The organism is Acidovorax sp. (genome assembly GCF_046294525.1).
Lineage (GTDB): Bacteria > Pseudomonadota > Gammaproteobacteria > Burkholderiales > Burkholderiaceae_C > Acidovorax.
The window spans coordinates 1-8492 of the sequence record NZ_JBKBKQ010000046.1 but is presented as its reverse complement, the minus strand read 5'-3'; the positions used below and the strand labels follow the sequence as shown (position 1 = coordinate 8492).

General features: G+C 62.8%; 9 protein-coding genes. 4 read left to right on the top strand and 5 right to left on the bottom strand.

Annotated features, from left to right (window positions below):
• Positions 1-102: 102 nt before the first annotated feature.
• Positions 103-522 (top strand): hypothetical protein, encoded by a 420-nt coding sequence (locus ACK4HJ_RS22775; RefSeq protein WP_409835820.1) that lies wholly within the window; start codon positions 103-105, stop codon positions 520-522.
• An 8-nt stretch (positions 523-530) separates the two neighbouring features.
• On the opposite strand, the gene ACK4HJ_RS22770 is transcribed toward ACK4HJ_RS22775, so the two are convergent.
• Positions 531-1220 (bottom strand): glutathione S-transferase family protein, encoded by a 690-nt coding sequence (locus ACK4HJ_RS22770; RefSeq protein ID WP_409835818.1) that lies wholly within the window; start codon positions 1218-1220, stop codon positions 531-533.
• Between the two features lie 300 nt (positions 1221-1520).
• Between ACK4HJ_RS22770 and ACK4HJ_RS22765 the strand changes: the two genes are divergently transcribed.
• Positions 1521-3260 carry a diguanylate cyclase gene (locus ACK4HJ_RS22765; RefSeq protein ID WP_409835816.1) on the top strand — a complete coding sequence of 580 codons (1740 nt, stop codon included), beginning with the start codon at positions 1521-1523 and terminating at the stop codon, positions 3258-3260.
• A gap of 151 nt (positions 3261-3411) precedes the next feature.
• Here ACK4HJ_RS22765 and ACK4HJ_RS22760 read toward each other — a convergent pair whose 3' ends face one another.
• Positions 3412-3993, bottom strand: coding sequence for a 5-formyltetrahydrofolate cyclo-ligase (locus ACK4HJ_RS22760; protein ID WP_409835814.1), 582 nt, complete (start codon positions 3991-3993; stop codon positions 3412-3414).
• Positions 3994-4007: 14 nt separating this feature from the next.
• Here ACK4HJ_RS22760 and ACK4HJ_RS22755 point away from each other — a divergent pair, with 14 nt between their 5' ends.
• The gene (locus tag ACK4HJ_RS22755) at positions 4008-5993 is read left to right on the top strand and encodes a transglycosylase SLT domain-containing protein (protein WP_409835812.1); all 1986 of its coding nucleotides are present in this window, start codon (positions 4008-4010) and stop codon (positions 5991-5993) included.
• Between the two features lie 133 nt (positions 5994-6126).
• Positions 6127-6726, top strand: coding sequence for a DUF4124 domain-containing protein (locus tag ACK4HJ_RS22750; protein WP_409835810.1), 600 nt, complete (start codon positions 6127-6129; stop codon positions 6724-6726).
• A 173-nt stretch (positions 6727-6899) separates the two neighbouring features.
• On the opposite strand, the gene ACK4HJ_RS22745 is transcribed toward ACK4HJ_RS22750, so the two are convergent.
• From ACK4HJ_RS22745 to ACK4HJ_RS22735, 3 genes are all read right to left on the bottom strand, one after another.
• Entirely contained in the window at positions 6900-7286 is a 387-nt protein-coding gene (locus ACK4HJ_RS22745) for a hypothetical protein (protein ID WP_409835808.1), read from the bottom strand.
• Between the two features lie 80 nt (positions 7287-7366).
• A complete protein-coding gene (locus ACK4HJ_RS22740) occupies positions 7367-7858 on the bottom strand; it encodes a hypothetical protein (protein ID WP_409835806.1) in 492 nt (163 codons plus the stop codon).
• Positions 7859-7926: 68 nt separating this feature from the next.
• Positions 7927-8355: a hypothetical protein gene (locus ACK4HJ_RS22735; protein ID WP_409835804.1), complete on the bottom strand. Its 429-nt coding sequence runs from the start codon at positions 8353-8355 to the stop codon at positions 7927-7929.
• Between the last annotated feature and the right edge of the window lie 137 nt (positions 8356-8492).

The following is an 8492-nucleotide window of genomic DNA, read 5'->3' as shown; positions in this document are numbered from 1 at the left end:
TTGCGCGTGCGCTTGGTGGTGTTGCTCAGGCCCAGGCTGCTTTGCTTCATGTGCCTATTGTCTCGGCTTCAAGCATTCGTCGGCACATGACGCAGGGGATTCGTGAAGAGGGTCCCTAAGGAGAAAATTTACGGAGCTATAGAGCATGCTCTCAAAGAAGACTGGTACTCCTATTGGGTTGGGAATGGGGATTTGGAAAAATCTAAATTTAATGATAATAAGTTTAGAGTTGTTGATTTAATTATACCTAACAACGGTCGAATAAATAATATCACTTTGACTTATTTTCCTGAGGCTAAGCAAATATTGGTTGCACAAAGGGAGTTTGTTGAGGGTGAATCGAGTACGGTTTTGGAGGAATTCCGAAAATCGAAAAACAATCCAGAGTTCAAGCGATTGACAGAGAAAGATAACTACGGATTTTTTCAGCGTGACGGTCAAGTCAGTTTTCGGATTTATCACGTCAAAGCTCAAAACGGCGCCGTTGGCTACGTGAACTACGGAATTATTGACGTGAAATAATTTCACACCTATTTTTTAGCGAGCCGGTAGGGCTCCTCGAAGTCCAGAAAATCCTTCTCAGCCAGGGCCTCGTCGATCCAGGCCTTCACGCCCGGCAGCTCGCGCACCCGCTGCACATAGGCAGCGATGTGCGGTGGCACGGGCAGGGCGTAGGTGTGCAGGCGCATGCACACGGGGGCAAAGTAGGCGTCGGCCACGGTGAAGGTCTCGCCAAACAGCAGGGGGCCGCCATGCTCTTGCAGCAGGGCGCTCCACATGTCCACCAGGCGAGCCACGTCGGCGCGCACGGCGGCCTGGTCGCGCCAGATCAGAGCGCCGGTATCGGGCAGATGGGCCTCGATGTTCATGGGGCAGTGGCTGCGCAGGGCGGTGAAGCCGCTGTGCATTTCGGCGCACACGCTGCGCGCGCGCGCGCGGGCCTTGGCGTCTTGTGGCCACAGATGCTTGTCGGGCCAGGTCTCCGCCACATATTCAGCGATGGCCAGGGTGTCCCACACCACCAGGTCGCCATCCACCAGCACGGGCACCTTGCCCGTGGGGCTTACCGGACCCATGGTGCGCTTGAATTCCGAGCCGGCGTCGAAGCTGTCAAAGCGCACGCGTATTTCTTCAAATGAAATGCCTGCCTGCTTGAGCAGCACCCATGGGCGCATGGACCACGAAGAGTAATTCTTGTTACCGATATAGAGCTTGGGCATGGTGGTTTTAAAGGCTAGGGTAAAAAGTCCGGTCGCTGGTGCACGCGCTGGCGTGCCGACCAGCCGCTTCGGGCCCCGCAGGCGGGAACCCACATGCTAGCGCGGAGTGCTGCGGCCCACCCATGAGAGATGAAAGCCGTTTTGATGTGATTTGTGCATCAAAACGCGGGGTGCGGCGCGGGGCGCGCGCTCACTGTGCCGCCAGCGGCACAATGGACGGTTTTGTCTGCAGGGGCCACGGGCCCGGAACAGGTCGGTTTGGAGATGCGCTCGTCGTTTTGGTGGTGGGTTCTGCAGGGCATGTTCCTGCTCGCAAGTGCACAGCAGGTGCAGGCCGCAGGCGCGGCGCCAGAGGCCGGGCGCGACGCGCCAGCGCGGATTGCGGCGCAGGCGGGCGGTTTGCTGGTGGTGCCGCACATGGGCATGTTCGAGGACCCAGGCCGGGCCCTCACCATCGAGCAGGTGCGCACGCCGGAGCACGAAGCCCGTTTCGCCTATCCGGACGACCCACTGAAAGGCGCAGAGTCTGATCGTGTGCTCTGGTTCCGCCTGCGTCTGCAGCTGGCCGACCCCGCCGATGCGTTGCGCGAGTGGCTGCTGCTGGTGCCCACGGTGTCCACCCACGAGCTGCGCTTTTACGGCCCTTACGACAGCGCGGGCCGCGCATTGGCCGAGCCGGTGGTCACCGGCATGCGCCACCCCTGGGCGACACGACCGGCCGACTCGGAGCAGATGGCCTGGCGCTTTCGCCTGCCTGATGACGGCGTCTACACCGTGTACTTCCGGGTGGAGTCCACTTTTGCCCGGTTCTACGCGGCGCGTGTGTGGGACGTTGCGGACTACCTGCAGGCCACGCAGGACAAGCGCATGTACGACGGCGTCTGCTATGGCCTGCTCATGGGCCTGGCGGTCTTCAGCGCCATGATGCTGCTGGTCTTCCGCGAGGGCATCTACGCCTGGTACTTGGCGTCGTGCATTGCGGCGCTGCTGGCGCTGGCGGGTTTCAACGGCCACACGTTGCGCTACCCGTTTGCGCACTGGCCCGCCGCGGCGGGCTTCTTCTACAGCGTGGCGCCGCCCTTGTGGGCTATCACCAAGCTGATGTTCGGCCGCAGCCTGCTGCGGCTGGCGGACTACGCGCCCCGCGTGGACAAAGTCGTGCTGGCCTTGGTGGCGGCGCTGGCGGTTGCCACGGTTTATGGCCTGCTGGGGGCCCACCCTTTGTGGCTGTTCAGGCTGGTGCAGGCGTCGGTGGTGGTGTCCACCGTGGTGCTGACGGTAGGGGCGGTGATGGCCATGCGGCGGCGCTACTGGCCGGCCTTGCTGTACTGCGCCGGCGTCACCATCCTGCTGCTGGGCATCTGCGCCATCATCGTGGCGAGCTGGGGCTGGGTGGCCTGGACGCCCTGGCAGATGGACATGACGCAGACCGTGCTGGTGGCCGAGTCCGTGGTGTTTGCGGCGGCCATGGCGTCGCGCGTGCGGCTGCTGCGCCGGTCTGAACAGGCCCTCACGGTGCGCACGCAGGAGCTGGTCGAAGCCCTGGGCACCGACGCTCTGACCGGGGCCGCCAACCGCGCAGGCCTCAACCAACAGGGTGAAGCCGCCGTGCGGGCGGGTCAGCCTTTTGCGTTGATGCTGCTCGACCTGGATGGGTTCAAGGGCGTCAACGACACCTATGGGCACGCGGCGGGGGATGCGGTGCTGGTGTCGATAGTGCGCCGCTTGCGCGCCCAGCTGCGCGCAGGCGACCTGGTGGCGCGTCTGGGCGGGGACGAGTTTGCCGTGCTGATCATGGGGGCGCCGTCCCGCGAGATGATGGCTGCCATGTCCCGGCGCATGGCGGCCAGCGCAGCAGAGCCGCTGGTGTTCGAGGGCCGCACCCTGAGGGTCGACATGAGCTTGGGCATTGCCCGCTACCCGGCCGACGGGCGGTCGCTCACCGAATTGCTGCGCGCTGCCGACAGTGCCATGTATGCCTGCAAGCGCCGCACGCCGGGCGCCGAGTGTTTTGCATTTGCCTCGGAACTGCAGGGCTGAAACTTCCGGTGGGCCGCAGAAGCTGGCGGCCCCACCGGATGTCGGCGCCGGGTGCGTCGGGGGGGGGGCGCCGTGCGCGGCCCAAGGATGTCCTGCATCACCCTCGCGAGGCCGCGCTATCACGGTCCGCAGGGAGATATGCAGGTCATCCTTAAGGGGAGCCTACGGGCCAGACCACCCCGTTGTCGTTCAGGATCGCGTCCAGCGGAACGTCGAACGTTTCAGGTTCGAAGTCGTCAATGAAGCCGTTGGTGAAACCGAGCCCCACGGTGAACGGCTGGGGCTGCAGCGTGGCGAGCGTGCGGTCATAAAAGCCGCCGCCATAACCCAGGCGGTAGCCCCCGGCCGCATAGCCCACGCAGGGCACAAACAGCAGCGTGGGCACGATGACCTCGGTGTCCTTGGGCTTGGGGATGCCGTAAGCGTCCTCCTCCATGGGGCAGCCGGGGTACCAGGCGTGAAAGGTCAGGGTCTTGTGCTGCTTGTTGACCACGGGCAGCCCGATGCGGCGGCGCAGGGGCTCATCCAGCAGCTCGCCGTCTTCCTTCCAGCGGTGCAGCGCCGGCAGGGGGTCGAACTCGCCCTTGATGGGCCAGTAGGCGCCGATCACGGTGTCGGGCCGGTTCACCAGCCAGATGCGCATCACCTGTTGTAACAGGTCGGACCGCTGTAGGCGGTCGGGCAGGTTGAGGCGTTCTTCTACCAACGCGCGCCGAAGGGCTGCTTTGTCCATCACATAATTCCCCCATGCAATTGTTTCGAATTCTGACACCGCTTGTCGCCAGCGCCGTGCTCGCTACCGCGGCGCCCCTTGTCCTGGCGCAAACCAGCCGGGGCGACGACACCCTGCTGGAGATGCAGCAGGCCTTTCGCAAGGGGGATCGCAACAAGCTGGCGCAGTTGCTGCCCGCCGCACGCGGACATGCGCTGGAACCCTGGGCCGCGTACTGGGAGCTGCGCGCCCGGCTTGGCGAAGCCCAGCCCGCCGAGATCCAGTCGTTCATGCAGCGCTACGCCGGCAGCTACCAGGAGGACCGCATGCGCAACGACTGGCTCCTGCTGCTGGGCCAGCGGCGCGACTGGTCGCAATTTGCCGAACAGCACCCCCACTTCCGCATGTCGGACGACCGCGAGGTGCGTTGCTACGCGCTGTTGATCGACCAGATCAAAGGCACAGCACCCGCCACCGCGGCAGACGAAGTGCGCCGCAACTGGTATGCGCAGCGCGATGCCGACGACGGCTGCACGCATGCGGCCAGCGAGTTCTACAGCTACAAAAAGCTCTCGGCGCTGGATGTCTGGCGCAAGGCCCGCCTGGGTGCCGAAGCCAACCGCCCGCGCGCTGTGCGTGCTGCGGTGGAGATCGTGGCCCCCGAGGCGCTGGGGCAACTCAAAGAGGCTTTGGACGCACCCAGCAAATACCTGTCTTCGCGCTCCACGGCGGGTGGCCGGGTGCGCCAGGAGCTGGTGTTGCTGGCACTCATCCGGCTGGCCGGGGGCGACCCCGAGGGCGCGGCCCACCAGCTTGACAGCAAGTGGAGCGAGTACCTGTCTGCGGAAGAGCGCAACTGGGCCTGGGGCGTCATTGGCAAATCCGCCGCGCAGAAGCTGGCGAACAGCGCACACGGCTATTTCTCCAACGTGACGCGCAGCACCCACCTCAACGATGACCTGCTGGGCTGGAAGGTGCGTGCCGCCTTGCGCGCCGGCCAGTGGAAGACGGTGGGCAACGCCGTGGACGCCATGAGCGACGAGGCCCGCCGGGACAGCACCTGGGTGTACTGGAAGGCGCGCGCCCTGCTGGCCGGCAAGCCCGGAGAGGCCGAACGCGCTGAGGCCCGCCAGCTGCTGGAAAGCATTGCCAGCACGCGCGGCTTTTACGAAATGCTGGCACTGGAGGAACTGGGTCAGCGCATCACCACGCCGCCCGCACCCGCGCCGCTCACGGCCGAGGAAAAAACCGCCGCCCGCGCCAACCCCGGCCTCAACCGCGGCCTGTACGCCATCCTGCTGGGCCTGCGCAGCGAAGGCGTGCGCGAGTGGAACTACACCACCAACCTGCACCAGAGCGGCGGCATGGGCGACCGCGAACTGCTGGCTGCTGCCGACTTCGCCTGCCTGCGCGAGGTGTGGGACCGCTGCATCAACACCAGCGAACGTACCCGGGGCCTCATCGACACCACGCAGCGCTTTCCCACACCGTTCCGCAACGCAGTGGTCGAGCGCGCCAACGCCATCGGCCTGGACCCGGCCTATGTGTACGGCCTCATCCGCCAGGAGAGCCGCTTCATCATGGACGCGCGCTCGCACGTTGGCGCATCGGGCCTCATGCAGGTCATGCCCGCCACCGCGCGCTGGACGGCCCGGAAGATCGGCATGAACAACTTCACTGCCGACCAGATCAACGACCGCGACACCAACATCGCCATCGGCACGGCCTACCTCAAGCTGGCGCTGGATGACTTTGCGGGCTCCATGCCCCTGGCCGCCGCTGCCTACAACGCCGGCCCCGGCCGCCCGCGCAGCTGGCGCAACGGCCCGGTGCTGGACGCCGCCATCTGGGCCGAGAACGTGCCGTTTGCCGAGACGCGCGACTACGTGAAAAAAGTGCTTGCCAACACCACCAATTACGCCGCCATGCTCACCGGCCAGCCCCAGTCGCTCAAGGCCCGCCTGGGCACCGTCGGCCCGCGCGATGGATCGGCGCCCGAGGTGAACAAGGACCTGCCCTGACGTGAGCGGGTGCGGCGCTGGTGAGATCTGGTGACGTGCGAAGAATAGCGGTCCGCTATAAATAGAAGAGCTTCTAGCGCTTGCTGGATAAGCGCTAGAGCCTGATTTGACTAAAAATTCTGGAGGGAACAAGATGCAAAATCGCAATGCAGTGGTGGCAGCAGCCATGGGGATGGTGCTGTGGGCGGCCTGCGGGGCAGCCCAGGCTCAGCCGGTCTACAAATGGGTGGACGAGAACGGCAAGACCCATTACGGATCGCAACCACCGCCCGCCAAGGCAGACGCCGAGCCGCTCAAGCTGCAAAGCAACAACGGCACCAGCGGCGGCAGTGCGGGTGCGTCCGGCAAGGGCGGCGCCAGCGCCCGCGCCAAGCAGGAGTACAACCCCGATGGCACCAAGAAGATCCCCAAGGACGTGGCGGAATTCGGCGAGGCGCTCAAGGACTCGCTGGCCAAGGTGGACGGCAAGCAGGTGCCGCTGAACTGCGCCTCCGCCGTGGACAACATCCACTACCAGGCCGACCAGATGCTGGAGGTGGGCCAGAAGAATGTGCGCGACGGCTATATGAAGCAGGCCGACTTCGACAAGACGGCCCCCAAGATCCGTGAAGCCAAGGGCAAATACAGCGTGTCAGACTGCCAGGGCGCATCGGGCAACAAGAAGTCGTTTTACCAGTGCATGTCGAGCAGCAACAACCATGTGATGGGGTGCGACAAGCAGTTCAAGCATTGACGTGGTTGGGGGCGCTGGTGAGTGTCACAGCTTGGTGCCTGTTTTCGGCCAGGAGCGGTCGGTCATCGCAATTGAAAGCGGACCTTTGACGCGTTAAAGGAAGGGGCTGCGGCCCGCAGGCGACTGGCCGTGGAGAAGCCACTACCATCCCGCAGTCCCGTTTGACCGCAGAGTTAGGCCTTTGCATCGGGCCACACCTGAACAAGATCCCCGTCAACAAAACTTGCGCACACCGCTTTAGACTGCCGCAATATGTTTGCCGCCGAAGAGTCTGAGCTTGCGAGGAATGCTCTAACGGAAGCAACAATTTCAAATAGCGCGCGCTCCCAATTGGAATCGAAGGTGCTATATGGAATTGCAAGCTGATATGGCCGACTCGTCCAAGCCTCCGGCGGACATGCCCAATCTGGATCTTGAGCGTCGTACCCGGATGCGCCAATTAACTCAATCACGTAGTCTGAGCCGGTTTCCGCAATATTGAAGTTCCACGCAACTACTCCCGGGGGAGGGAACAGCGGTACGGTTTCATTCAACCAGTCAGTGAGCAGCGATGGACTCATTCATTAAGCCTACTGTTTGACATGAGGGGCGGCCGAGGGCGATGTCCCTTGGACGTCCCTCTCGATGGAAGGGTTAGGCATCACAGCTTTAGCGCCTCGCGATTGGCGGCCTCTACCGCGAGCAAAGTTGGGTCTTGCTCTCGCCACTTGCGAAAGAGGTCTGTGTACGCCGCGTGCCATCCAGTCTTTGGATTCTTCGCGAGAAGGACGAGCATCCTGTCTATGTCAGATATGGCATCTAGCTTCTCAAGTTCATTGGAACTTAATGCGGCGACTACCTGCTGCATAGATGCAGTAGCCAACTCTTCGGTCGTCATAGGCCAAGCGCGCCCGTTCGAGATGCGAAACCCATGAGGATCCATGTATCCCTGGATAGGACCGAATGGCAGATTCGCGCAGAGGATCACGTACGTGCTCCTCTTGCCGGCAACACCATTAGCATCAACCCAAAGTTGCTGGAAAACTCCGTTTTTTTCTCGCGCGAATTTTCGTGCGGTGAGCTTGCTGAAGCCCTCGGCCTTCAGGAAAGGCCACAAGATTGTCTGAACTGCGCGAGTCAGCGGATCGCTCATATGACGCTTAGCGTTCGACATGAGCGGCATGGCCCGGCTTGCCGGGACATGTCCGCTCGATGGAGGGGTTAGGTCTGCGCACGCGCATCTACCTCTCCGATTCTTGCGTTCGCCATCGATGCAACACGCTTCGCCTTGTCCGATGCAAGAAGACGCGACAACGTGGCGAATGTGTCTGATGGCATTTCGTCTAGAAAACAGGCCACGCGGAACCGAACTTCTGCCTTTGGATGAGCAGCAAGCTCTTCCCATACAGAAGCCAGGGAGGGATAGTGTGCCGAGGCTTTACGCAGCCAACCTCCTGCTCCCTCCCACACACCGGATCCACCTTCCACGAAAGCGATCTTGATCTTGTCAGCCAACTTCTCCGTAGAGGCATTGCCATCGAGGAGATCGTGAACGCTGTCGATCACCTCGGAGATGAGTGCCGCCTGCTCGGTATTGCGAACATGCGCGACGGCACACTTCTTTTCGTGCTCTCGACCGAAGGTAAACATCGACGCTCCAAGCAGACCTAACGAATGAAAGGGACTTCCCCGTCCCGAGTGAACCGCACAGTTGCGCAATACGGCATCCAGGTGCCACGATGGGAAGTTCGATCTCTCATCAACTCACTCGTTTGTTGGAAGGGGAA